This is a genomic window from Kineothrix sp. MSJ-39 (genome assembly GCF_018917935.1).
In the GTDB taxonomy this organism is placed as follows: domain Bacteria; phylum Bacillota; class Clostridia; order Lachnospirales; family Lachnospiraceae; genus CAG-194.
The window spans coordinates 19,125-44,405 of record NZ_JAHLPN010000024.1; the positions used below are offsets into that span (position 1 = coordinate 19,125).

A 25,281-nucleotide genomic window follows, 5' to 3' on the forward strand; every position below is an offset into this window, starting at 1 on the left:
TACTATTCTTTTGCTGCTGTGATCTGTCTTTCCAAACCATAGCTTGTTTTTCCGTACTGTTTATTATACAATTTGTATTATCATTTGTATAACAAATGATTTTTATAGCTTCTATCGAATTTATCGATACACAAGCAGAAAGGGGTCTTCCTATGGATATGAAAAATTTAGAGACCTTTGTCATGGTCAACGAATTGAAAAGCTTTACGCAGGCTGCACAGCGGCTCGGCTTTACCCAGTCCACCGTTTCTTTTCAGATCAAGCAGCTCGAAAATGAACTGGGCATTCCGCTGTTTGAACGGATCAGCCATACAGTCACCCTGACAAATGAAGGACAGAAGCTGCTTCCGCTTGCACATCAGATCCTGCGGCTTTGGGCAGAAGCCGGTCATATTGCAGGCAATACCGCGCCTGCGGGCATTGTCAGGATCGCGATCGCAGAATCGCTTTCCAGCTGGCAGTTCCACAGCCACTTCAAGGATTTTCACAACCGCTATCCGGGCATCCGCTTAAAGCTGATCGCCGCAAGCACGGATGATATGTTCCAGATGCTGGGACAGAATCAGGTTGACATTGTCTATACACTGGATCGTCGTATTTACAGCCATCATTACAGGACAGCACTGGAAGCACCTGTCAACATCCATTTTGTCACCAGCCCCCACCATCCGCTCGCCAAAGCAAAAAAAGTGGACATCGAGAATCTACTCGACTATCCACTGCTTCTGACCGAAAAAAATATGAGTTATCGCGCGATACTGGACGAAATCCTTGCTGCCAGAGGGCTCGAAACAACCCCTGCCATGGAAACAGGCGATACCCAGCTGATCTGCAGCCTGCTCCGTCAGGATATCGGCATTTCCTATCTTCCAGAATTTGTCGTGCAGGAAGATCTTGCAAACGGGCGGCTGATCAGTCTGCCAGTCAGCGACATGCCTGCACCGGGCATCTGGCGTCAACTTCTGTATCACCGCAATAAATGGATCTCTCCTGAGCTCACCTGTGTGATCGAATATCTGAAAGAGCAGCAGGCATAGCCCACTGCTCTTTTTAAAACGCTGTTATTTTCTGTTTGCCTGCTTATATTGATACATCATATCGTCTGCCTTCTTCATCGTATCTGCAATCTTATCCGTTTGTGGATCATAGAGTGCATAACCATAAGAAACCGTCGGCAGATTTTTTTCCTTTTTCCGTTTCTGTTCCAGGGCTGTGTAAAAATCTTTATTCAGCTTTTCTGCCTGTTCCGGCGAACGGTACAGTACCACACAAAACTCATCCCCGCCGTAGCGGAAACACATTCCGTAATTGCCATATACTTTATGCATACATTTTGCCACCGTCTGCAGGCAGAAATCTCCGAATGCATGTCCATAGGTATCATTGATCTGTTTAAATTTATCTACATCAAAAAACAGGACTACAGCCTTACGTGAAATGTTCTGCAGCGTGTACTCATAACTGAAACGGTTCAGAAGCTCTGTCAGTCCGTCTATCTGCAACAGCATATCTCCATGAAACTTATAGAGCATGATCGCACTCATTGCAATCGCAAGCCAATCGATCCGGACACTGCTGTCTATCGTCTGCATCACAATGCAGGCGGCTGCAAAAACCACTACACCCAATATGGAAAGCCCGTAATTTCCCTGAAAATTCTTGGATATTGCCATACCACGTGCCATGAAATAGACAAATCCCAATACATAAGAGATCAGATAAATCACATAAAACCGGCCATGATGATAGATATTATTGGCATCCACATAAAATACCCATCCTGTAAAGGCAGATATCACTTCGAAGACCACATTCAGGCATAAGCAGTAGAAAAACGGTTTCTCCCATTTGGAATCACCAAAACTCTTTCCACATGCCAGACCGATAAACGGTGAAAAAGAAAGCTCGATCACTTTTACCAGTTTGTGTAACGGGATCTGCGATACTTCCTGTCCGTTTAACATTACACCGCACCATTCGCATAACACACCTAAGATGATCAGTCCGAACAAAATAGCTGATGTCTGTTTTTGTTTTGCCTTCAGTCCAATATTAAAATTAATTGATACAAGCATGATCAGCATACAGACCACTATCATTGCAGTCGTTGCTGTATAATACATCTCCATTTGTACTTTTTCTCCTCATTTTGCAAAGCATTTCGCCCTGTTCCCTGTCTCGAAGGATAGTATAGCACCTGTAAGCCATTCAGGCAATTGAATCCGGATCAGATTTCTCTTTTTGATTTATCTCCTGCCATTTTCTTCAAATAGCTGTTCTTCAATTCATTCTCCTCCAGCAGCCGTTTATTTTCATCCTTTAAATACTGCATGTACTCCCGGGCAAGTCTGACACCGCCGCGCACCGCCAGATCCTCATGCTGCTCCATTTCAGAAAGCCAGCTGTTTAACGACTTTTCCCGGATATCATTGTAAGAATTATCTTTTGGATAAAACATAGTATTCCTCTTTTCTTTTATCGTCTTTGTGGGATGTTAACATATTTTCGTAAAATAAAATACAACAAGCTGTGTACGATCGCGCAGGGACAGTTTTTCCAGGATCGCACTGATATAATTTCTGACTGTCCCTTCGGACAAAAAGAGGCTCTGCGCAATCTCCCGGTTGGATTTCCCCATCGCCACCTGCTCAATGATCTCCTGTTCCTTTTCCCCGATGTCATAGTCTGCATAAGAAAATGCATGCTTTGCCGTTGTAAGTGCGGGAATCTTGGATACCACCTCACCGCCAAATACACTCTGTCCGCCGTAAACCGCTTTCAGTGCCGGAATGATCGCTTCAAAATCCTGCTTTAGTATATAGCCTTTGACGCCGATCCCAAGTGCTTTTACAATATATTCTTCATCCGAAAAAGTGGTAAGCAGCAGGATCTTCGCCGCCTTATCCATGGCAAGTATTTCTTCCGACGCTGCCAGTCCGCTCATTTCCTGCATCTGGATATCCATCAGGACAACGTCCGGCTTTTCTTGTTGATACAGCGCGACAGCATCCGCTCCGTCATGTCCGCTGCCCACTACTTCTATTTCTTCATCTGACCCGAGGATTGTCGTAAGCGACATCTCCACAAGCTGATCATCATCAATTACGATTACCCGCATTCTTTCATTTCCTTTCTGATCGATACCATAATGGCAAATCCTGCTTCTGTTCTGAAATGGATATTGCCGCCAAGTGCCTCCACTCTCTGCCGCATATTGGTAAGCCCGATGCCAGGCTGTTTATTTTTGCTGATCTTCGTTCCGTTATCTTCTATCAGAAGCTGGTAAAATCCCGGATGCTCCCGCAGCATGACTGATACCTTTGTCGCATCGGAATGCTTTATAATGTTAGCCATGGCTTCCTTCACAATAGCGATCATGGCATACTTCACATTTCTCGGGATCTGCGGTGACATATCGTACACAAGCTGCAGTTCATAATTCTGACGCATCTGGGAAGTTGCCTCCACAACAGCCTGTTTCAGATCTACCGATTCATCGTGCAGATCATGCACACTTTCCCGGATGTTGTTCATGGCTTCATTTAAGGATGTATTCACACTGGAAAGCTGTGCATAAAGTGTTTCTTCTTTTTTATGCACCATCATGAGAGCTCCAAGCTGCAGGATGCAGCGTGACAGCATATGTCCGACATTATCATGGATCTCCCGTGCGATCCTGTTCCGCTCGGACAGCGTCGCAACCCTGATTTCATAATCCTGCTTTTCCAGCAGTTCTTTGTTGCGCTGCTTCATTTTTGTCTGTTCTTCCACACTGCTGTCCCGTAGTTTCAAAAAGGCAGCATGCTCCTGTACCTGCTGCCTCGTTCTGACCGCCAGAAGAACTGCCAGCATAACGGTCACGAACCACAACAGGATCTGCCACGGTTCCTGAAATAAAGAAATTCTGTATAAAACCAATGCGCCGGAAAGACAGCCCCACCATTTCTTTCTATAGATAAACTCATAAATATGTACCGGCAGAAAAAAGATCAGTCCCGGTGCAAAGAAACACGCCAGCACATAAACCGCTGCAATCCCATAAAAGACAACATCTTTTTCCAGATAAATGATCAGTTCCATTGAAATGAGTGCTGCCAGAAATGTGATCACCGGTTCATAGGTCAGATTACGGTTCAGCAGAAAAAGAAGTCCCATCATCAGTATCACATGTTTATCTATCGCTTTTTGCATCCGATGTTCTCCTCCTTTTCGTGATTTCCGTAAATGTTCCCCGTCAGATTCATCCTATCACAGATCGCGCAAATAGTATAATGAAAGAATGAAAATATGACAAATGTCATATCAGGTCTTAACATTTATTACTACAAATCAGGCAGAAAACCTTCTATACTTTTCTCATGCAGGATAATCTGCGCAACAATATCATACAATCTGGAGGTTATTTATGGCAAACACAGCAGTTAAAATAGAAAATCTGGTCAAACGATACGGTGAAGTCATCGCCGTAGATCATTTGAACCTGACCATCCGCGAAGGCGAGATCTTCGGTCTTCTCGGCCCGAATGGTTGCGGAAAAACAACTACGATCAACTGTCTGCTTTCTCTTCTTTCTTATGACAAAGGAGACATTGAAATTTTCGGCGAGGAGATCACACCAACCAATTATAAACTCAAGTCTCAAATTGGTGTTGTCATGCAGAATGTTGCGGTTTTCGATGAACTGACCGTTTCCGAGAACATCGATTATTTCTGTGGCCTTTATATCCGTGATAAGGCACTTAGAAAACAATATGTAGAAGAAGCGATTTCTTTTGTAGGGCTGGAACATTTCAGAAAGTTTTATCCGAAAAAGCTGTCCGGCGGTCTGCTCCGCCGTCTGAATATTGCCTGTGGGATCGCACACAAGCCAAAACTGATCATTTTAGATGAACCGACCGTTGCGGTCGATCCGCAAAGCCGTAATAAGATTCTGGAAGGGATCGTCGAACTGAACAAACGCGGGGCAACGATCCTGTATACCTCCCACTATATGGACGAGGTAGAACAGGTCTGTTCCCGCATTGCCATCATCGATCAGGGCAAGAACCTGGCACTTGGCACAACCGAAGAACTGAAAAAACTGATCAAGAAAAGTGAGATCATCACGATCGATATCCTCACTCTGACAGAAGAAGATCTTTCCGCCATCCGGCACCTGCCGCATGTGTATGAGGTCAGCTTTGATCAGCATAAGCTAACGGTTCTCTGCAGCGGCGGTCAGCACAATCTCATTCATGTGCTTGATTATCTGCAACAGAAAAACTACTCCTTTGGCTATGTCCATTCCGAGCTTCCTTCTTTAAATGATGTCTTTCTGGAAATTACCGGCAAAGAGCTGCGCGATTAAACGATAGGATTCAGAAAGGAGTACAGTCATGATACAGATTATTTTTTGCAGCCTGAAACGGCTGCTGCGCAATACAACAAATATGTTCTGGATTTTAGTGTTTCCGATCGTTCTGGGCACATTCTTTTATATTGCATTTTCCAATCTCGGTGCATCAGAATCCATGAGCACGATTCCTGTGGCGGTCGTCCTTACCGATGATTACTATGGAGAAGCCCTCAAGCAGACCGTGACACAGCTTTCCGAAGGAGAGGATCCCTTCCTGGACACTACGTTCTGCTCCAAGGAGGAAGCACGAAAGCTTTTGGAAAACGGCGATGTGTGCGGTATGATCCAAAGTGGCAGTCAGGCAAAGCTCAGCGTTTCCGCCAATACAGCAGCGGATAATATCAAACAGAGTATTCTGGCAGCTTTCGTGGAGGAGTTCAATCTCCGCTGTGATCTGCTGATCGATACGATGCAGAAGCATCCTGAAAATGCCGAGATGGTGATCTCTGCTTTTCAGAATCCGCATGCTTTCAACGAGGAAGTGTCCTTACAGAAAAATCCGAATGTGGATACTTATACACAGTATTTTTATAACCTGCTCGCCATGGCATGCTTATATGCCGCTATGGCTGGTGTGATCGTTGCTGTGGAAAATCAGGGCAATCTTTCCACACTTGCCGCACGTAAAACAGTTTCTGCCCAGAAAAAGTCCACGCTGGTCATCGGCGAACTGATCGCAGCGGCCTTCTTTGAATTTATCATGAATCTTGCCGGTTTTTTCTACCTTGCTTATATTTTGAAGGTCGGCGTTGATGCACAGCTTCCGTATGCAGTCCTGTCACTGTTTACCGGCGTTCTGACCGGCGTATCCCTCGGCTTTTTCTTTGGCACACTGGGCAAAAAAGGAAAAGAAGAAAAGACAGGTCTCATCTTTGCCATGATCATGCCCCTGTGCTTTTTAAGCGGTCTTATGGTCGGCAATATGCGTGTCCTCATTGACCGTATCGCGCCCGTTGTCAACCGCATCAATCCTGCTGCCCTGATCGCAGACAGCTTTTACTGCCTGAGCATTTTTGAAGGGCATGCAAGATACACCCGGAATATTGTAACACTGCTTCTTTTATCCGTTCTCTTTATCGGTCTGGGTATTTTGAAAACCAGGAGGTCCCGCTATGCAAGTATTTAACATTTTTTTTAAAATTGCGAAGAAACATCTTGGACAGGTATTTATCTTTTCGGGTGTTTTCCTGATCCTCATCTTTCTGATGAGCATCTCGCAGTCCAGATCACTGAGCGGTGATTTCAGCGCCAAGAAGATAGATATTACCATACTGGACGAGGATCACTCCGTGCTCAGCCAGAGCATACGTGACTACCTTGGCTCCCGTCACAATCTGGTAACGCTTGAGAAAACAGATACGGAATCTTTGACAGACAATCTTTTTTATCAGCAGATCAGCTATGTCCTGACAATTCCCCAGGGATTTGAGGCGCATTTTCTGACGGATTCGCCCCTGAAGCTGTCACACAGCATCAGGCAGGACAATGCGAACGGCTTTTTCGTCAACGAGCAGCTGAACAGCTATTTGGATTCTATCTCCCTATACTGCACAGGCGGCTATTCCCTGGCAGATGCCATTGCTGCTACCGATCAAAATCTGGCAGCTTCTCCGAAGGTGGAAGCCATTACCTTTCAAAAGACGGCAGACAGCGGGAACACCACCATGTTTTACTGGTTCCAGTACATGAGCTATATCTTTTTGATGATCTTCTCCCTCAGTCTGGTGCCGATCCTTGTGACATTCCAGCAGACAGATGTCAGTGCCCGGATCTCCTGCTCTGCCCTGCCTGCCCAATCGCGTACCCTGCAGCTCGGACTTGGCTGTATCTGCTACAGTATTCTGACATGGCTTGTCTTTACACTGGCTGCAGTTCTGTTCTTTGGCCCGAAAAATGTTTTTTCCCAACAGGGACAGTTATGTATGTTAAACAGTTTTGTATTCACGCAGATCTGTGTTGCGATCACGCTGCTGTTAAGTACCTTTGGTCTGAAGGACAATTCCCTCAACCTGATCTCGAATATCATCGGAATCGGTATGAGCTTCCTTTGCGGTATTTTTGTACCACAGTGGTATTTGAGCACCGGAGTTTTAGCCGTTGCAAAGTTTCTCCCGGCTTACTGGTATATCAAGATCATCAACATGGTAACAGGCTGGTCAGGAGAAAGTTACTCTCTGGCAAATTACTGGAAATATATCGGTATGCAGTGTATTTTCCTCGTTGCGATCTTCTCTGTATACCTTGTGGCAAATAAACAGCGGAAAAGGGCAAGTCTTGCGTAAAATGTTCTACCAGATACCGCGCTTCTTGCGGATCTTGTAGTACATTTCATTATCCATTGCCATTACTTTTTCGATCGGTACTGCTTTAAGCACCGGCATTTTCATCTTATATTTCGTCCAGAAGAAAGCGTAAATGCCAAGCACAAGCATGGTCACACCGGTAATCAGCCAGATCATAAGCCGTTCATGCGGATCTGTTGAGATATAAAAGATCATATAGCTTGTTCCGATAATGCCGATCAGTGGAAACAGCGGACCACATGGCACTTTAAAGCTTCTCGGTGCATGTGGGAGCTTTTTCCGCAGGATCAGCACATCTATATGGGCAAATATGTAAGTGATCATCCAGAATACCGATCCTACGAGAATCAGGAACTCGATCATACCGGAAGAACCATCACTAATATAAGCAAAAAGGAACATGGCAGCGGAAATAGAGATCACGCCAATGTACGGAACACCGCGCTTATTTGTCTTTGCGAAGATCTGTGGCAGCATGTTCATTTTTGCCATGCCCTGTCCGATATATGCCAGTCCGTTCACACCTGAATTCTGTGTACTGATTACCGCAAGTGCTGCTACAAATGCCATCCAGATCTTGCCTGCTTTTCCAAGCAGCAGTTCGCCGTACAGCATATGCGGTGCTGCGGAATCTGCCAGTGCATCCCATGGTGTATAATGATAAAATCCGAGTACCATGATCGCCTGCATGAGCAGGATCACGATCAAGCCCAGCGCCATGCCAAGCGGTACGTTCCGTTTTGCATTTTTGACCTGCCCGGAGATTGGAATGGCAAATTCAGCACCGATGAACAGCCAGAAAGCAACTGCCGTCATGGAAATAACCTCTGCGGGGCTGGATGCCATATTCGCCGGCTGCACAACTACTGTGCCTGTTCCCAGCTTAAAAATGCCGATCAGTCCCATTAATACCATGGAACCGACAAGCAGAAATGCCACCAGATCCTGCACCTTGGCAAACATATCCACGCCGATCAGATTCGTTGCCATGACTACGATCATCATGACCGCCGTATATACAATACTCGGGATAGGAAGTGGAATCACCTCTGCCATGGCATAAGCAAAAATAGATGCCTCAACACCGGCAGATAAGATATTGCAGATCAGATAACCACCTACCATGGAAATGATCGTCGGGAGCGGACCCATACAGGCAAGCGTATACTGTGCCAGTCCGCCTGTGATGTTTGGCATCAGTGCATTCAGCTCCGATAATGAACCGATCGTTGTCATATTCAATAAACAGGCAACAACCATTGCGCCGATAAATACGATCCCAACAGAGCCTGCTCCCTGTCCCAGAGAAACAAGACAGCTCGTCGCAATGACAAGTCCTACGGAAGTAGAAATAACACTTCCCAGTCCCAGTTTTTTCTCCTCCATAAGCCTACCTCCTATAATGCATCCACGCCTTCATCACCAGTCCGTACTTTGATAACATTGTCCAGAGAGGAAACAAAGATCTTGCCGTCTCCGATATGTCCTGTATACAATGTCTGTTTGACTGCTTCCACGATATCATGCACCTTTTCAGTCTCGACTACCAGTGTGATCATCTGCTTTGGCAGCAGCACGATCTCCTCATTTTCTTCGATTGCATATTCCGCAGAACCTTTCTGGATCCCACAGCCTAACACCTGTGAAACTGTCATGCCACGGACACCGAGATGTCCCAGCTCACTCTGCAGCTCCGCAAATTTGGTAAAATTCGTAATAATCTCAATTTTCGATAATCCAGATGCCATATTTACTCCTCCGTTCCGCTATCATTCAGCCATGTATTTTCTATATTGCTCCGGCGTTGCCCCCATGAAACTTTTAAATTCCTTTACCATATGGGACTGGTCATAATAGCCGCTTTCCAGTGCCAGTGCATAGTAATCTGTGGAAGGCAGTTTTGCCATTTCACTTAATATATTCTGGAATCTGACGATCTTTTCAAACGTTTTGGGGCTGATCCCATGCGTTTTATGAAATACTCTGCGCGTGTAACATTCCGAATAACCGGTTTCCTCGGAGATCTCCCTGATCGACAAAGTACCGTTTGTTTCGTAAATACGCCGTCTGATGTAGCTTTCTATTTCTTCTCCCGTATCAAATGCCGGGCGTCTGTCAGCCTTCTTTAACAGCTCTGTTACAACCTTTGCCTTTTTTCCGATAGAGTCTGCCTCATAAAGCTGCTGCGATATATCGCTGCCATATGCACTGACCGGAATTTCAATATCTGTATTGATAATGTCAGCGATCCCCAGATCCTTTGGCAGGATGCATTGCCCCGGTAAAAAGCGGACACCAAAGTATCTCCTGTTTTCATCAAACGGCCAGTATTTCATTTTCAGGACTGTTCCGCCGATATAACATCTGACGTCTTTCTCTCCGATCCCGAATAAAAGATCCACGCAGCCATCCGGTACCGCATTCAGCGGCTGTGCCTTGGGTTCCTCCAAAAACGAATAAAATTCAAATATCTCCGGCACTGTTGCCCGGATGCTTTGATATCCTTTCGCATTTTTTTGTACAAATGGCTGCATCAGATTCATATTCCATACCTCTTATGCCATATCAGGTTTCTCCCACAGAGGCAGCTTTATGCCGATTCCTTCCTTTATCGCATTTTTGTACACTTCATGTCCCCATGCAATATCTTCGACCGGCATACCACCTACGGAGAAGATGATGATCTCATCATCCGATTCCCTTCCGGCATGCTTTCCTGTAATAATGTCCGAGATATCGATAATATCCTCTTTCTTTGCCAGCCCTTCGTGCACCAGATCCGTAAATAAAGAACCTACAATACAGACCGTATCATAGGTCGGATACGGATATTCTTCCTCCCAGGCTTCATACAGGGCTGAATTGTCAACAACCATTTTGCATTTCTTTGCCACAAATTCTTTGCTGTCAAATCTTGCTGCAGAAGGCATGGAAATGAGTGCCCCCTTCTTGACCCATTCTTCCCGGATCTCCGGAAATGTCGATACATCATTCAGTACCGTGGTCGTAAAGCTGATGATATCACTGTCTCGGATTGCTTCCTCATTATCTTTGCAGATAGTGATCTCTTTTAACTGCGGAAATTCCGCTTTTGCCCAGGATACAAAATCTTCCAGCGACCTCGCGCCTCTTCCCTTGACCTTCAATGTATCAAGCTGCGGACAAACCGCCATAAATGCTGCAAGAGATGTCTTTCCCATAACACCCGGTCCGATGATCGATACCACTTTTGCATCTTTTCTTGCAAGATATCTGGCGCCCACGCCCGGAATACCGCCTGTACGGTAGGAACTGACAAGGTTCGCGGACATCAGGGCAAGTGGTGCGCCTGTGTCCTTATCGTTCAGCATCATCATCAAAATGGAACGGGGCAATCCCTTTTCACGGTTTTCAATATTGGAACCGTACCACTTCATGCCTGCAAGCTGATGACTGCCACCCAGATATGCCGGCATTGCCATAAATCTCCTGTCCGGTCCGTTCTTTGGCATGCCCGGAAACTTTGGATCATCCGGGAACATGATCATACAGCCGTGTGAATTATGATTTTCTCCGCCCATCATGTAGTCACCTTTATTCAGCGTAAGCAGCAGATCCTCCATGCAGTCTACACATTTGCTCATATCCTTGACACCGGCCTTGATCATATCAGGCTCTGAAAGATAGAGAAAGTCAATTTTTGTATCCATAACTTCATCCTCCTTTACGACGCTTGTGCATAAAAGAGAAAAAAGGCGTCAGGTAATATACCTGACGCCTTTGTCCTCTTTAATTTACCACAGTGCTTTTGATAGTTCAACTGTTATTTTTATGATAACGCACATTTTGTTCTATGTATTGTAAAAAACGATACAATGGTTCCCTTCTTTATTTGTTTGGTTTGAAACGGTTCGGTGCCAGTGCACTGATATCCACCACTGTCTTTTCTCCATGCACGATCCGGGAAAGCATCAGTCCCACGGCAGGTGCTGTTCCAAAGCCATGACCGGTGAAGCCACAGGCAACCGTCAATCCCTCTGCATCCTTGCAGTCCCCGATGAACGGAACCCCGTCAAATGCATTATCCAGCCAGCCACACCAGCTTCTGACGACTTTTGCACCCTTCAGACATGGTACATAGTCCATAACCGCCCGACAACTTGCGGATAATGTCATGGCATTTGTATACAGTTTGGAAGGATCCTCCATATCCGTCACTTCCTCATATCCGCATTCGGAACCGAACACAAAGGAGCCGTGATGTGCCTGATGTCCGTAAAAATCAGCACTTGCCGTACCAAGCATGATGTCAAACATATGTGGCTGCATCTCCGTCACAAACATCTCATCGATCAGCTTTGTCATTGGCAGATCCACGCCGACTGTTCTCGCGATCGCACGGCTTTCATAGCCTGCACAAAGTACAATGTGCTCCCCCTCAAAAACCGTTCCGTCCGTCAAAATGACCTGACGAACCTTTCCTCTTACCTTTTTCAGCAGTGCCACCTTGGCATCTGTGTAATAGCTGACGCCCATTTCCAGAGAACGCTTATAATACCCAAGCGTTGTTGTCAGTGGATTGGCGTGTCCGTCTGTCGGACACCAGCTTGCTCCGATGATATCTTTGGAAAGATACGGACAGATCTCCTGTACCTCTTTCGCATCTACCATCTCCACACCAAGTCCTACTGCTTTGGCGTTATCTGCCAGCTTTTGCAGCTTTTCCAAATGCGCCTGTGTTTTTCCAAGTCTCAGATTTCCCTTCTGTGTATATTCCACATCCACGCCCAGTTCTTCGGAAAGAGTCGGCCACAGATGCTGTATACCATACATGGCATATGGCAGTTCCCTGACATCCCTGCCTGACTGGCGGACACCTCCGCCATTTCGACAGCTCCCCCCATGTCCGATGCTCTTGGATGCTTCCAGTACGATTACCTGTTTCGTTCCTGACTTTGCCAGGTAATAAGCGGTAGCGCATCCGACAACTCCGCCACCAATTATGATCACATCTGCTGTTTTATTCATACGCGCCACCCTGATCCTTTCCTAAAATCTCCATTTCGATCGGCCGCATCGGAGCCCGTGCACTCGCCGGTTCCACATAATCCGGCGTTTCCTTCAGTTCTGCTGCCATGATCGATTTTACCAGCCTGCCACAGGTCTGTCCCTGACAGAGTCCCATACCGTTCCGCAGATACCGGCGCATTTCCTCGATCGTAAAAATCCCCTCATGTACGGCTTTTCTGATCTCGCCTTTTGTTACCTCCTCACAACGGCATACTAAAAGTCCATCGTCCGCATGCGGCTCAAAAGCACCGATCTCTTCTAATTTTTGTCTGATATCAATCATAAGCTGCCTCCTTTTTGGCTCTGTAAAAACGAGCCTTCATCAACATGTCATTCGGAACTTTGATCGTCAGCAGATTCGTATGATCAAATGCCGGTGAAGTACGCACCTTTGTTACCTCACAGTCACAAACTGCTTTGCCGTCGCGTCCGCAGGCAATTCCTTTTTCCCCTACAACAGGCAGTGGCATAAATTCGTATGGCATCGTTACCTCTCCGTAACCCGGTTCCACATCCTCCTCTACCAGAAAGATTGCCTGACCGGAACAGCTTGCCACACATAAGCCACAGCCAATACATTCATGTTCCTTATCCACAACCGGAAGCGATGTAATATTGCTGCCAATAGAAATACAGCCCCTCTTGCATGCATCCTGACATGGATTACACGGAATATTCTGCGTACATTCCATGACCGGATGGATCTTTCTCTGTTTGGTTACCCCCGGGAAACGACCGATCTCTTCATCTGAAACAAATCCCTTTACCAGAAGATTTTCGGAGATTGCAATGCCCTCTTCTGTTTTCTCGATCTTCTTGCCTCGGTTAGCCGGTGCAAACATTCCCTGTCTGAGTGTATCGAGCTGTGCTTCCAGTTCACTGATCCGGCTTTCCTTTTCCTCTTTTTCTGCAAATCCAAGATATTCCGCGATCGTGATACCACTGATCCTTCCTTCTATCATAGCGGAGCTTGCTTCCTCAATGCCTGATACATCACCTGCCGCATAGATTCCCGGCACACTTGTCTGTCCCTCTGCATCACAAGCAGGGACAAAACCGCCTCTGGTATCTTTCATCTGACAGCCCGCCTGATCCAGAAGCTGTGACATCGGGGATAACCCGACTGCCAGACAGATCGTATCCACGTCGAAATGCTTTTCCGTTCCGGGAATGATCTTCCAGTCCGGTCCGACTTCACCGATCGTAACACCTGTCACATATTCATCGCCCTCTGCCTCGATGATCGTATGAGAAAGATAAAACGGAACACCGCAGCGTGCTACCTTTGCCGCATGTACACCATATCCGCCGATCCGCGGTGCTGCATCACAAAGTGCTACCACTTCACAGCCTGCCTGCATAAGCTGGAAGCTGACAACCAATCCGACATTACCGCTTCCGAGCATCAGCACCTTCTTACCCGGCAGAATATGATGCAGGTTCATCATCGTCTGGGCCGCGCCTGCGCCGATGACACCCGGCAATGTCCATCCCTTGAAGTTGACCATATTTTCCGAAGCACCTGTTGCTACCAGAATACTGTCCCCTTTGAAATGCTGGATTTCCTCTCCGATCTTTACCGTTACTTCCTTATCCGGGTAAAGCCCGACAACTGTTGCATTTAAGACAACTTCCACACCGAACTTCTCCGCCTCTGCCAAAAGCTCCTCACCGATCTTAAATCCCCTGATCTTTGCCTTATGCTCCTTGGAGCCAAAAAACTTATGGATCTGCTTAAAAAGCTGTCCGCCGGGTCTTGCATTTTCATCGAATACGATTGGCTTTACGCCATGCTTTGCAGCCTCGATCGCTGCTGAAAGTCCTGCCGGTCCTGCGCCGATCACGATCATATCATAACGTCTGATGTCCATACTCACGCCTCCTTTGCACTTACGCCATACTGCGTTTCCACCTTCATCCCTGCTTTCAGTGGTGTAATGCAGGTGCGGATATTCGGTTTGCCATCTACAACCATAACGCAGTCTGTACATCTGCCGATGGCACAGAACACCCCTCGCGGCTCATGTGTTTTTGCCGTATAGCGATGTACCATCACGCCGTTTACCTTCAATGCTGCCATGATCGGTTCCCCTTCCATGCCTTCCATCGGTTTTCCGTTATAATAAAAGGTTACCAGTTTCCCTTCCGGGCTCGCCCCGAGGATTGGATGATTTTCTATTCTTCCCATATTGCAAACCTCCCTGTTGATGATACAGAGACGAGATACGCGCTGCGAATCTCGCTCTGATTAGCGGTCGTCAAATGCAACGCATAAATGCGTGCATTTTCCTCGTCGCCATAACAAAAAAGGCGTCAATCACTTGGATTGACGCCCTTGTCTTAACTTGGCTTTTATTATAACGGCTAAATTGTAAGTTGTATTGTAAAAAACGATACAACCTGCTTTATCGCTTTCCAGTTTCTCCACACGCACTGTCATATTCGTAGACTCTTGCTTCATACGGCTTCAGCATGCCATGTACGGGATTTGGATAGTTGCATATCACAAGCTTTCCTTTTTTTCCTCTGAATTCTTTTATGGTATGCCATTTCAGGCAATGCGTGCTGAAGGAGCATACCACAAGAAGGCTTTTCTGCTGATAGGTACGCTTGTACACATATAACTGATTACTGGACTTATCGTATTCCTTATAATCTCCCCACAGTGCCACTTCGCTGTTTTTTCGATAATGAAGACATCTGCGATAGAGCTTCAGAATACTGAACGGCTGCTCTTCTTCTGCCGCAACATTGATCCTTCTGTAATTCGGATTGATGTAAAACCATGGTTTGCCGGTTGTAAATCCGGCATTTTTGCTGTCATCCCACTGCATCGGTGTCCGCGCAGAATCCCTGCTGGATGCATGGATCCGCTCCATCCGCTTCTCCACACTGTCTTTTAAATGGAACGTATGGTAATTGTTATGGGAGGAAACATCCACATACTGATCAATAGACGCAAGTTTGATATTCGTCATACCGATCTCCTGTCCCTGGTATACAAAAGGCGTTCCCTGCTGGAACAGATAGCAGACCGCAAGCATCGAGCCGCTTACCCTGTGATACCTTTCATTTCCATATCTGCTGATGACTCTTGGGTGGTCATGGTTTTCCAGATACAAGGTATTCCATGCCTTTCCGTTCAGGGCTTTCTGCCATTTGCTGAAGGCATGTTTCAGACTTCTGAGATGGAACGGACGCTGCATATATTCCGTAAAAATGCAATCGGCAAACATATGATCAAAATGAAACATCAGATCCAGCGATTTGTTCTTTCCCGTCAGATAGGAAAGCGCAGATCTTGTACTTGTCATCGGGCCTTCCCCTAACTGAAAACAGTCATATTCCTGGCAGACTTTCCGAAACTCCGCCAGATACTCATGAATATGCGGGCCATCTTTATAAAATGGCAGACCGTTCGCTGCCGGAATAAATGGCAGACCATTCGGCAGATTGTCCGCTTTCGAAATAAAAGTGATCACATCCTCACGGAACCCATCTACGCCCCTGTCCAGCCAGAAACGCATGATACTTTTGACTTCTTCCCGCACCTTTGGATTATCCATATTCAGATCCGGCTGTTTTTTGGCAAAGATGTGCAGATAATACTGGTCACGCTCCGGACAGTATTCCCATGCCTTTCCTTCAAAAAGGCTGTCCCAGTTGTTTGGCAGCTTCCCGTTCTTTCCGTCGCGCCAGATATAATAGTCGCTGTATGGATTGTCCCTGCTTTTCCTGCTTTCCTGAAACCACGGATGTTCATCGGAAGTATGATTGACTACCAGATCCATGATCACCTTCAGCCCCAGACTGTGCGCCTTATCGAGCACCTTTTGGAACTGCTCCAGATCCCCATAATCCGGGTGGATATTTTTATAATCGGAAATATCATAGCCATAATCCGCATTCGGTGAAGGATAGAGCGGTGAAAACCATATGCCGTCCACCCCCAGCGATTTTATATAGGGCAGTTTTTCGTAAACACCATACAGATCCCCGATCCCATCTCCGTTTCCATCATAAAAACTTCTGATCCAGATCTGGTAAAATGCCATTCTTTTGTACCAATCTTTTTCCATACCAATACCTCTTTTCCGTTCCTTCACAAGCGCATCGCGCCCCATCATCTGCCTTCATGATGATGGAAAATACCCGCTATTTTATCATATTCTTTCAGGAATTCCTCATATTCTTTTCTGAATGATTCCCTGCATTCCTCTCCAAATTCCTCAGTTGCCTTTATGGAATCCTGCACTTTTTCCTGCATATTTTTCATGGAGCCTGAGATCACATTATGACGCAGCACAAGCTTTCCGCTCTTCTTGGCTTCTATGATCTCGCCATATCTCTCATATGCACTGTGTACGCTATCTTCCCATGAAATGTAAATCTCATTCATTGCATGTTCGCCCACGTCATACAGATGCGCAAGGTCAGAACCCACACGCTTTAATAACCGGTACATGGCATCCGGGGTTTCTTCGATCAGAAATCCGTTTCTGTCATCCGTGATACCTTCTGCCGCACAACTTCCTCCGATCAGTACACTGGCAAGCCCACAGGCTGCTGCCTCCCGGACGACAATACCATTCGTGTCATATGTAGACGGGAAAAGAAACAGATCTGCTCTCGTATTCCATGCACGGAGCTGCTCTCTATCATACACCGCTCCTGTGAAAATATACTGCTCCGGTTTCAGGAGCCTTGCTGCTTTTTCCTTCATTTCTTTTTCATCCGGACCGCTTCCGACAAATACCACACGGAAATCAACGCCATCCTGCGACAGCTTTGCAAGCGCATCGAGAATGAGCGGAAGCCCTTTATATTTCACGATCCTTCCCACAAATAAAAAGACCGGGATTCCTTCCGGCAGATCATAGCCGTCAGTTACTTTTGCCACCTTTTCCGGCGCAATACGCCCTTTGGCAAAATCAACACCATTGCTGACCACGCGATACTCTCCCGTATACCCAAGGGAGCGCAGGTTTTCTCCTGCTCCTCTGCTGACCACCCATACTTCGTCACACGCCTCTATATTGCTGACAAGGGCATGTATGGCTTCTTTTTGCAGCAGCTTTGACTTTACCGCCTTGGCGATATCAATATCAAACTTCGTATGATAAGTGAATACAAGCGGTGCATCTGTATAAAACCGGAGCGTCCGCGCAAGCAGCGTGGAAGACACCGGGCAATGACTATGTATGATATCCGGCGCAAACTCCTTCATCGTCACAATTTCCTTGATATCCAGCGGATTGCCTGCCCGATATCCTTTTACGATCTTCGTCGTATCAAAGCTCTGGTAGGGCACCACCCAATAAGGATAACTATGATATTCCGCGCCCGGATATGCAGGTGTTGCCACCATCACATCCGCCAGCTTCTCCTCCTGCAGGATCTTTGCATAATTCATTACAACATTTGCCACACCGTCTATGACCGGCGGGAAGGAATCGTTTAATAAGGTTACTTTCATTGCTTCTTTCTACTCCTATTTCAGATATCTATCTAGTTCACATACAGTTTTCTGAGCTCCAGCTTTTCCATGATCCCGGCTGTTGTCACGCCCGGATGCGTCGCATACATTCTGCAGACAGCTTCTACCAGGTCTTTCTCTACCCTGTTTTTCTTTGCAATCTGCTCGATGCTTTTTCCCGCTGAAAACTCCTTTATGATACGGCTGATCAGCCTGTCCAGATCTTTTTCTGACAGGGAAAGCTTTTGGGCATTCTCCTTTGTCAATGCTGGGGAAAGATCGATCTTCTCGATCCTGTAGTCTGCCGCCTCATCCTCAAAATACAGGATTGCAAACGTAATGGGCTGATGAAAACGTCTCGGTCCGCAGCTTCCCGGATTGATATAACAGATGCTGCCTTCCTGTTTCAGTTCATATTTATGAGAATGCCCACAGATCACAAAATCTACGCCGCCCAGATCATCCGGCAGATCCTGTTTCTTGTGACACATATAAAAGGTACTGTTTCCAATCTGCTCTCTGACAAAATAAGGCATATCCTTTGCCCATTCTTTATCATTGTTTCCCCGTGCCATAAAAACCGGCGCGATCTGCTGCAATCTTTCCACGATTTCCGGTCCTCCGAAATCCCCCGCATGAAAGATCACTTCGCAGTCTTTTATTTTCTGTAAAACTTCCTCACGCAGAAGACCATGGGTATCTGCGAGGAGGGCTATTTTGTGGTGTGCCATATCTGGTATCCTCTCTAAATTACTTTATAAATATTCTCTCAGATCATGTGCAACTGTGGATTTTATAAAATGGAGGATTTCACTGCATTCTTTCTGTTTCATTCCTGCTTTTATTCCAACATTCATCAATTCCTTTTCTCCCGGATTTGCTCCATTCCCATCAATAGAAGTTGTATGTTCTCCAAAATAAGTATTACTGTATGTCAGATCATAAGCAGGACTAAGCCCCCATCTATCCGTTTCTTTATGATATAAAAAGGTAAAATTCTTAGCATGGTCGTCTCTGTTATGCGAAAAGACATTAAAACACATCCGCCGAAACATATTCTCTATATCTTGCTTCTTTTCCCCTGTAAGGATTCTTGTCAGCTTCATAAGTGTATGATAGTCCATACAGGGTACATTAAAATCAGCTTCTAATAATGCTGCGGCAGTTGCCATATGAATCCTATTCTTTTTCTCATCTCGATCAAACAATACGGTACCAAAATATCCTTTGCACTCCTTTGATGGAAAAAGCTTCGTTTCCGTCATATCAATACCGCATTTTTTTGCACACAGAGAATAGTCATATTCTAATTTCCCGATATCATTCCTATCCACATGAGCAGGAAACTTGATCATCCAATCCTTTTCCTCTAAATGTGTTAAGATCTTAGGTCTGGCACCACCACTACTTCCTGCCATTTCATATAGTGCATCTAAATCTTCTGCATAGGCAGTTTGTAAAACCTGCCTACACTGCTCCGACAGATAATCCAGATCATTGATCGATTCTGTTGTGACCAGCTCATAATCCGGTTCATATGTCAACGCTCCCATTCCATTTTTCCCAACAAGTGCGAGTCTGTCAAGCACAGTTATTTCCTGTTCTATATGATGTTCTTTTAAAACTCTGCTTAGCAAAAGTCTTCCCCATGCATCTGGAAGGCTATCAGCAAAAATACCAAATAATCCATCGTAGTGATATTGCTCCGGGATAAAAACTTTCTCCTCCAGAGGCAACGAAAAAGGACTGATTGAGAAACCATCAGCAAGCCAACCTTCATCATAAGAAAAAGCCACTTTTTTATTCTTGTCAAGTGCCAATGTTCCCACAACGCGATTCTCATATTTCACACACAATGATTTCAGTCCCAATTTTATATTACTTCTGCTCATTTATTACCTCCTGTATGGATCTGTAAGGCACCTCTGAAAACAGTTTTTTTATGTCCCCTTCTGCATCTAAAGCAATCGCCATCTTGGTCAGTGACAAAAGGCTGATGTTTCCGGTTTCCTCAAATCGTTTGATGGAGCTATAACTAACACCACATGCTTCACTTAGTTTCTTTCTGGAAAGTTTTACTCTCTTCCGCAAAGTTTTCATACGCTTTGCCACTTCCATATTTATTTCTTCCGGCGTTTCCCAGACATATTTTCGCATCGTTATTCTCCACAGTCCTGTATTCTTATTATCGTTTCATATATACTTTTTATTATAATATAACAATTTATAATAGTATTATAGCCAATATATTAACTAATATCAACTTACAAGGTATATTTTAGCTAATATATTGGCTATTTTTAGTCCAATTATTACTATCTATATTATACTTTTTATAAAAATGTGTTCATTTTTGTTGTTGTCCACTCAGTGCAGCATAAATAGCCCCGCTGTCATCATACACAGGAAAGGATATGCAATGATCCTGACGATCTGCTTTTTGTTGTTAAAGCCTCTGTTCTTCCAGCCTTCACAATCTGCTGTCTCTGGGAAGATTTTTTTATAAAATCCAACTGTCATGACAAGCCACTGATCTTGAACAAGAATATCGAATGCCTTATTGATATAAAGCACCACCATAAATCGCAGCGTCAGCTTCCAGAAGCCGCAACCACTTCGAATCCCATCCATGCCAACGAAAATAATTCCACCGATCATGGCAATCATAAATATAGCGAAAATCAGATATGCCAGTATCTGTTTGCTTTTCGGAGGTTCGGGATGATCTTTTGCCGCAATCCTTACATCCTCCGGCAGAAAACTTAGCAGAAATGATGGCTTCATCATCGGACTCGCCACAACCAGCGCCGTTATTTCCAGTACGCATAAAACCAGTGCCACAATTACAGTCAATAACATGAATTTATAACTCCTTTCGGTTACGACTCACAGAATAAAATTCTGCTAGTTCGCTTGTTTACCTATGGAAATTATAGTCTTTGGTTGTTATTTCTGCAATAAAAAGTTTGATATTGCTAACATCAGTTAGTATCATCTACATTGGTAAAACCTATTAAATTATCAAATATGAGCTACATTACTATCACAAACACGCTTATAAATTTCATCAACACACTTAATTTTTGCATGTTTTATTAATACATCTGTAATGACTCCAATTCTATCCGATTCAAGCCTATTTATTAATCTTTCTTCCTCAGTAATACTTCTCTTCATAGGTATTCCGTCATCAAAAGCATACTCAAACTGCTTATTTTCCAACATTTCTATGGTTTTGTACTCTTCTCTCAACCTTTCATCTATGGCATAAAGATTGAAGTTTGTCTGAACTCCACTGAGAATCGTATCTAATACATACAAATCCTCTTCCGCTTTCATATCGTCTTTATGACTTTTTTCTTTAATCAATACATATGCTGAATTAATCAACTCTTGTTCATATACAACTATTACCTCCTTAAGAAACATTCTAATACTTACATTGTAACAGTTTTTCTAAAATATTTTGCTACTTCCTATAAGCCTTTAATACTTTTTGCTTTATTATTTAAATCTATTGTTTCATTCAGCAGAACCACATCACAAATTATTTTTCCAAACTAATCCAAATTTCCGGTGTTAAATTCAGAGCCACCGCCGCCTTTTTAAAATCATTCAATGCATCCAATAGATGAAATGATTTAAAGTCTGAAAGTTTGGTTAACCTCTTTCGATTAACTAACATCCATAAGCATACACTACGTCCATTAAACACATTTTCTCCTATTTCTCCTGCATTAGCTAATCTCAAAGATGTTGTAGCCTGTTTTACCAAATAAACTAAATCCGCCTGTTGATGCTGATCCTTTATCATAACCACACTCTCGTCATCCATAAGATCTGCTTTTTCTATGCAATATTTCCCATTAATATACACATTGTCTTTATGTAATTGTGTATATTTACCACTTGCTACCAACGAATCAATTAATTCCGTTTCTGTTTGATTTGTAGATGGTTTTATATAAAAATTAATACTATCAACTTGCTCTTGGATAAATTTAATATATGATTCACTAAACTCAACCCATTCACTTTGAAAGAAAACATAATATTTTCCATTAAACTCCACAGTAATTTGCAATAATTCATTCAATTTCTTAGAAAATAGAACTTCGTCATTTTCATTATAAAATATTACCCTGATAGAATTATATTTTCCTTTAATTTTTTCTTTATTATCAGAAATTGCTTCACGAATATAATTTATATCCAAAGTATCACTAATATCTGACAAATCCGTTTTGCGGAGTTTAAGTGAATATCGATAATCATTCGAAAAATTAAAACTAACTCCTGTCAGCCAATAATCACTAACATCAACATCCATAACAAAATCCTCAAAATGTTTATCTAATTCTTCATTTAAAGAATCAAGAACATTCTTATCAATAACTTTATGATATCTTGGAAGTTTAATCTTTACTTCTGCTTTCAATGCTTTTTCAATCTCATCTGTAAAACGATAAAGTTCCAGTGGACTTAAATGAAAACTTTTTCCCAAAGAAAACCGTGCAGATTCACCAAAATCAGCACTTTCGCCCCACAGTTCCTTATCTATCGTTTTACATTTCACATAACTAAACGCCTCTCCATAATCACGAGAATCATCAAACTTTCTATTTTGTAGATATGATGTTATATCTTTTTTCCCTGCTGACGTAAATGTTTGAGAATGTTTCATTTTTAATCCCTGCGGATCAAGAATTCGTTCTGCAAGATTCAATCCAAAATCTTTATCACAATATTTACGAACAATAAAATGCGTCTGACCATAAGAAAATGCATATGAATAATCATTTTTCTGTATTAGAAAAAGTCCTGAAACGAATTCACTGCTTATATTTTCAGTATAGTATGCAAATTTTTCTTCTGATAATAACTGCTGATAATATTCCAACCAGCCTCTATTTAGGGAATGTTTTTTCCGTAAATATAACGCCGAATAACTGTTTTCGTCTTCATTATCCGCCTCACATTCAAATCCATTATCTTCCAATTCAACTGTCAAATCGCCAACTTTATCGTTTTCAATTCTAAAAACATTAACCTTCATATAATCCCACTTCTTCCCCCAAAGAATTTATCACATTATCTATTTTCTCTGAAATCTTCTCTATTGTAAGTATAATGAACGCATTCAAAATATCTGTTTTCTAATTGTCTTTTCCTATATCTTCAATAAGATTCCGTTTCAACACCTGTATTGTTTCCTGATTCTTTTTAAGAATTTCGAGTTGCTGATATGCCTTTTCTCATAATATCTTTAGTCGTTCAATTTTAGGCACATTCTGTCCTATCAGGTCTGCGTTTGTATCTTTCAGATTGATAAGCACAACTAATTCTTCCGCAGAAGCAAAGTCTCTGATATTAGGAGTTTTACCTTTTATTCCTTTTTCACTTCTCCGTTGTGCTGCTGTTTTTCCAAACAAAGCCATATTTAGAACATTGCTTCTAAAGCAATTTTCATTTTCCTTTTTAGCAATAAACCCAACTCTTTATTTGTATCCAATAATATCCTGAGATACTTTTTCAATCACTTCAGGAGTAATTGAAGATATCTTGGCTATATAAACTTTGTTTTTTCTCGGATTAAATATTCCGAGTTTTTTTATTTTCTGAAATTCTGGATATATTGAATGACATCCCATAATATAGTACATTAGCAACTGCAATGTGTATTTACTTTTGGGTTCCTCTTTTGACACCTTAAAATCCCACAACGTATCCTCAGTTAAATAATCTCCATCTCCTGATGATACTATATCCGTATAACCACCCTCAAAAGTAAATCCGTCTTTTGTAATAGGACCGTATTCTTTCCAAAATGTCAGACCTCGTTTAACCATAATCACAATATTCTCAATGGTATCACTATCAGGCTCAATTTCTTCTACTGGTTTATACCCAATTACACCCGCTCTGAAACAAACATCGTAACCAACTAATTTACATGCATTACTGATAGACTCATAATCAAGACCTTTTACGCCTTTTAATAACTTCTTAGCATTTCCTAATGCCAACCCCTTTTTGCCACTTGCATTATTTAAAAATAAATCAAGACACAATGCTCCCTGTAACGAAATTTTGAAAGCTTCTTCTATGGGTGTTCCCATCATAAAGCGGGTCAAATAGTCAACTGCAAGACCAATTAACGAAGCATGAATATTCTCTGCTTCATTCAATGCCTTTCCATCATCAATAGTAGTAATATCAAATTGCTTTTTATTTAGATATCCTCCATATGGCTGTTTTACCATACTAACACGTTTAGTAACAGAGTACATTGAAATCTCCTCCCTCTTGCAAAAATAGTTTCAAATTACAAGCATCCACCTAATGTCAAAATTATCTGAGTGTATTTAAATCCTTCATTTAATCTACTACATTCCATGACGATAAAATAATCATCTTCATTTTCTGCTCTCACAACAATACCTTGTGACAAATCTGTTTTCCACAAAGCTTTCTTTCCATAAAATCTTCAAAACAAGTTCTGTGGATTATCTTGCATCAATGCAGCATTTGTTTGACATACCTATATTCCAACATTTTATTCGCTATATCAACATTATTTGCTCGACAATGTTCGACATTTTAAAACCTTTCTACCATATATGCAATATAGCAAAACTGTTATATATCACATTTCCCCAGCTCCCTTCCGCTTCGCTTCAGCTCGATGTCTGTTGTCGCCGAATACCCGGTAACAAAGCCAGCCTGCATCCTATCGGATGCAGGTCTACGGGCAATAAAAATACGCCCTTGCATGTAAACATGCAGGGCGCATCCTTATTGTCCGACATCTGCTCCGCAGATGCTGTCTTTATTAAACTGTATTTGGCTCGTTATCACTCAAACTCTTCCCAAAGGAAGTATCATCAAATCAAAAATGCTGATTTTATGCGGCATTCCACCGCATCCATTTCATCTAATTGAATATTCCTGTGCGGTGAAACCGCATGTCCGGAGTGACGGAAACCGTCAGTCCGGCACACGGAAACCGCTAGGTGCGAGTTTACTCGCGTAATGTTTTATCTAAACCATAGACCTCT

Annotated in this window: 26 protein-coding genes; 4 read left to right on the forward strand and 22 right to left on the reverse strand. The window is 43.4% G+C overall.

The features are described 5' to 3' along the window. Positions 1-158: 158 nt before the first annotated feature. A complete protein-coding gene (locus KQI22_RS12450; protein WP_216552838.1) occupies positions 159-1,037 on the forward strand; it encodes a LysR family transcriptional regulator in 879 nt (292 codons plus the stop codon). A gap of 24 nt (positions 1,038-1,061) precedes the next feature. On the opposite strand, the gene KQI22_RS12455 is transcribed toward KQI22_RS12450, so the two are convergent. The 4 genes from KQI22_RS12455 to KQI22_RS12470 form a co-directional block, all read right to left on the reverse strand. Beyond that, positions 1,062-2,129, reverse strand: a complete 1,068-nt coding sequence (locus tag KQI22_RS12455) for a GGDEF domain-containing protein (RefSeq protein ID WP_216552840.1) — start codon at positions 2,127-2,129, stop codon at positions 1,062-1,064. 98 nt (positions 2,130-2,227) lie between these two features. Beyond that, complete coding sequence (locus tag KQI22_RS12460; protein WP_216552842.1) at positions 2,228-2,458, reverse strand: hypothetical protein; 231 nt, start codon at positions 2,456-2,458, stop codon at positions 2,228-2,230. Between the two features lie 36 nt (positions 2,459-2,494). Next, positions 2,495-3,118 carry a response regulator transcription factor gene (locus tag KQI22_RS12465; RefSeq protein ID WP_216552844.1) on the reverse strand — a complete coding sequence of 208 codons (624 nt, stop codon included), beginning with the start codon at positions 3,116-3,118 and terminating at the stop codon, positions 2,495-2,497. Beyond that, positions 3,109-4,191, reverse strand: coding sequence for a sensor histidine kinase (locus tag KQI22_RS12470; RefSeq protein ID WP_216552845.1), 1,083 nt, complete (start codon positions 4,189-4,191; stop codon positions 3,109-3,111). The genes KQI22_RS12465 and KQI22_RS12470 overlap by 10 nt, the downstream gene beginning before the upstream one ends. Before the next feature lie 214 nt (positions 4,192-4,405). Here KQI22_RS12470 and KQI22_RS12475 point away from each other — a divergent pair, with 214 nt between their 5' ends. Genes KQI22_RS12475 through KQI22_RS12485 form a run of 3 tightly spaced genes read left to right on the forward strand, consistent with a single transcriptional unit; the run spans position 4,406 to position 7,677 of the window. Then, positions 4,406-5,347, forward strand: coding sequence for an ABC transporter ATP-binding protein (locus tag KQI22_RS12475; protein ID WP_216552847.1), 942 nt, complete (start codon positions 4,406-4,408; stop codon positions 5,345-5,347). Positions 5,348-5,375: 28 nt separating this feature from the next. Further along, the gene (locus tag KQI22_RS12480) at positions 5,376-6,521 is read left to right on the forward strand and encodes an ABC transporter permease (RefSeq protein ID WP_216552849.1); all 1,146 of its coding nucleotides are present in this window, start codon (positions 5,376-5,378) and stop codon (positions 6,519-6,521) included. Beyond that, a complete protein-coding gene (locus KQI22_RS12485) occupies positions 6,508-7,677 on the forward strand; it encodes an ABC transporter permease (RefSeq protein WP_216552851.1) in 1,170 nt (389 codons plus the stop codon). Before KQI22_RS12480 ends, KQI22_RS12485 begins: the two co-directional genes overlap by 14 nt. A 6-nt stretch (positions 7,678-7,683) precedes the next feature. On the opposite strand, the gene KQI22_RS12490 is transcribed toward KQI22_RS12485, so the two are convergent. From KQI22_RS12490 to KQI22_RS12575, 18 genes are all read right to left on the reverse strand, one after another. Beyond that, positions 7,684-9,084: an APC family permease gene (locus KQI22_RS12490; protein WP_216552853.1), complete on the reverse strand. Its 1,401-nt coding sequence runs from the start codon at positions 9,082-9,084 to the stop codon at positions 7,684-7,686. Between the two features lie 11 nt (positions 9,085-9,095). Further along, on the reverse strand, positions 9,096-9,446 hold the full coding sequence (locus KQI22_RS12495; protein ID WP_216552855.1) for a P-II family nitrogen regulator: 351 nt from the start codon (positions 9,444-9,446) through the stop codon (positions 9,096-9,098). A gap of 21 nt (positions 9,447-9,467) precedes the next feature. After that, positions 9,468-10,241, reverse strand: a complete 774-nt coding sequence (locus KQI22_RS12500) for a helix-turn-helix domain-containing protein (protein ID WP_216552857.1) — start codon at positions 10,239-10,241, stop codon at positions 9,468-9,470. 12 nt (positions 10,242-10,253) lie between these two features. Further along, positions 10,254-11,387: a tyramine oxidase subunit B gene (locus KQI22_RS12505; protein ID WP_216552859.1), complete on the reverse strand. Its 1,134-nt coding sequence runs from the start codon at positions 11,385-11,387 to the stop codon at positions 10,254-10,256. Between the two features lie 178 nt (positions 11,388-11,565). Beyond that, positions 11,566-12,705: an NAD(P)/FAD-dependent oxidoreductase gene (locus KQI22_RS12510; RefSeq protein WP_216552861.1), complete on the reverse strand. Its 1,140-nt coding sequence runs from the start codon at positions 12,703-12,705 to the stop codon at positions 11,566-11,568. After that, entirely contained in the window at positions 12,698-13,030 is a 333-nt protein-coding gene (locus KQI22_RS12515; protein ID WP_216552863.1) for a (2Fe-2S)-binding protein, read from the reverse strand. The genes KQI22_RS12510 and KQI22_RS12515 overlap by 8 nt, the downstream gene beginning before the upstream one ends. Beyond that, positions 13,023-14,618 (reverse strand): FAD-dependent oxidoreductase, encoded by a 1,596-nt coding sequence (locus KQI22_RS12520; RefSeq protein WP_253293632.1) that lies wholly within the window; start codon positions 14,616-14,618, stop codon positions 13,023-13,025. The genes KQI22_RS12515 and KQI22_RS12520 overlap by 8 nt, the downstream gene beginning before the upstream one ends. A gap of 2 nt (positions 14,619-14,620) precedes the next feature. After that, positions 14,621-14,935 carry a (2Fe-2S)-binding protein gene (locus KQI22_RS12525; RefSeq protein ID WP_216552865.1) on the reverse strand — a complete coding sequence of 105 codons (315 nt, stop codon included), beginning with the start codon at positions 14,933-14,935 and terminating at the stop codon, positions 14,621-14,623. 217 nt (positions 14,936-15,152) lie between these two features. Then, a complete protein-coding gene (locus KQI22_RS12530; RefSeq protein ID WP_216552867.1) occupies positions 15,153-16,826 on the reverse strand; it encodes an alpha-glucosidase in 1,674 nt (557 codons plus the stop codon). A gap of 44 nt (positions 16,827-16,870) precedes the next feature. Continuing rightward, positions 16,871-18,223: a glycosyltransferase gene (locus tag KQI22_RS12535; protein ID WP_216552869.1), complete on the reverse strand. Its 1,353-nt coding sequence runs from the start codon at positions 18,221-18,223 to the stop codon at positions 16,871-16,873. 32 nt (positions 18,224-18,255) lie between these two features. Then, the gene (locus KQI22_RS12540) at positions 18,256-18,954 is read right to left on the reverse strand and encodes a metallophosphoesterase family protein (protein WP_216552871.1); all 699 of its coding nucleotides are present in this window, start codon (positions 18,952-18,954) and stop codon (positions 18,256-18,258) included. Between the two features lie 24 nt (positions 18,955-18,978). Continuing rightward, positions 18,979-20,115 carry a type II toxin-antitoxin system HipA family toxin gene (locus KQI22_RS12545; protein ID WP_216552873.1) on the reverse strand — a complete coding sequence of 379 codons (1,137 nt, stop codon included), beginning with the start codon at positions 20,113-20,115 and terminating at the stop codon, positions 18,979-18,981. Beyond that, positions 20,102-20,380, reverse strand: a complete 279-nt coding sequence (locus tag KQI22_RS12550) for a helix-turn-helix domain-containing protein (protein WP_216552875.1) — start codon at positions 20,378-20,380, stop codon at positions 20,102-20,104. The genes KQI22_RS12545 and KQI22_RS12550 overlap by 14 nt, the downstream gene beginning before the upstream one ends. Before the next feature lie 210 nt (positions 20,381-20,590). Beyond that, positions 20,591-21,082, reverse strand: coding sequence for a hypothetical protein (locus KQI22_RS12555; RefSeq protein WP_216552877.1), 492 nt, complete (start codon positions 21,080-21,082; stop codon positions 20,591-20,593). 162 nt (positions 21,083-21,244) lie between these two features. After that, positions 21,245-21,592, reverse strand: a complete 348-nt coding sequence (locus KQI22_RS12560) for a hypothetical protein (protein ID WP_216552879.1) — start codon at positions 21,590-21,592, stop codon at positions 21,245-21,247. Positions 21,593-21,770: 178 nt separating this feature from the next. Next, the gene (locus KQI22_RS12565; protein WP_216552881.1) at positions 21,771-23,279 is read right to left on the reverse strand and encodes a DUF6119 family protein; all 1,509 of its coding nucleotides are present in this window, start codon (positions 23,277-23,279) and stop codon (positions 21,771-21,773) included. Between the two features lie 199 nt (positions 23,280-23,478). Next, positions 23,479-23,661 carry a hypothetical protein gene (locus KQI22_RS13905; protein WP_253293633.1) on the reverse strand — a complete coding sequence of 61 codons (183 nt, stop codon included), beginning with the start codon at positions 23,659-23,661 and terminating at the stop codon, positions 23,479-23,481. A 60-nt stretch (positions 23,662-23,721) separates the two neighbouring features. Then, positions 23,722-24,486, reverse strand: a complete 765-nt coding sequence (locus KQI22_RS12575) for a hypothetical protein (protein ID WP_253293634.1) — start codon at positions 24,484-24,486, stop codon at positions 23,722-23,724. Positions 24,487-25,281: the final 795 nt, after the last annotated feature.